Genomic DNA, 1,081 nt, shown 5'->3' with positions numbered 1-1,081 from the left:
AGAGTTGGGGCAAAGGTTGCTGTATTTTCTGCACAACAGTGAGCAAGAGAATGCGGCCATCGATCGTCCTATCATCTTAGTGGCCAATGAGCTTACTGCGACTTTGTTAGCATCGGTGCCGAAAGAACATTTATTAGCGGTCGTTTCGCTTGAAGGGGGCGCAAACTCACACGCTGCAATTCTTTCGCGCGCATTGGGTGTGCCGGCCGTTATGGGCGCTAACATCAATACGGATGTGGTTAACGGCAAATTAGGCATCGTTGATGGCTATACGGGCGAGATTTTTCTAGAGCCCAACCGTCAGCTGTTACGTGAGTATCGCAGTTTGGTTAGTGAAGAGTCAGAGCTCTTCGCGATGGTCAATAAAGACCTCGCGTTACCTGCCGTAACGTTAGATAACCAGTACATTGAAGTGATGCTGAATGCGGGTCTCAGTGCCGATAGCAACATTGCCATTAATACGGGCGTCGATGGTGTCGGTTTATATCGAACTGAAATTGCATTTTTACTTCAACATCACTTTCCATCGGAAGATGAGCAGTATCATCAATATCGAGCAATATTAAACAGCTACTCGAGCCAACGCGTGGTGATGCGTACTCTAGACATCGGTGGTGATAAACCATTGCCATACCTGCCAATCGAAGAGGACAATCCGTTTTTAGGTTGGCGCGGGATTCGCTTTACGTTAGATCATCCTGATATCTTTTTGATTCAATTGCGTGCGATGCTAAGAGCCAGTGCTGAAAGTGGTAATTTAAGTATCTTGTTACCCATGGTATCTGGTATTAAAGAGCTGGATGATGCGATGACGCTGATCAACCAAGCCTACAGCGAAGTTGTCTTGCTTGATGAGCGTATCCAGGCTCCAAAAGTCGGGGTGATGATAGAAGTGCCATCGATGGTATATCTGCTTCCTGCCATCGCGCATCGAGTGGATTTTGTCTCTGTTGGTACTAACGACTTAACTCAGTATTTACTGGCGGTGGATCGGAACAATTCTCGCGTCGCTGATGTCTATGAATCCATGCATCCGGCAGTGCTGTTAGCACTCAAACAGATTCATGACGTGTGCGATAAA

The 1,081-nt window shown here is 46.9% G+C and carries 1 protein-coding gene; it reads left to right on the top strand.

Annotated features, from left to right (window positions below; genetic code table 11):
• The coding region (gene ptsP, locus R7E47_RS25130) for a phosphoenolpyruvate--protein phosphotransferase (protein WP_318085514.1) at positions 1-1,081 on the top strand (1,081 nt) is incomplete at both ends.

Source organism: Vibrio sp. Vb1026 (genome assembly GCF_033338745.1).
Lineage (GTDB): Bacteria > Pseudomonadota > Gammaproteobacteria > Enterobacterales > Vibrionaceae > Vibrio > Vibrio alginolyticus.
This window is presented reverse-complemented; position numbering and strand designations above follow the sequence as displayed.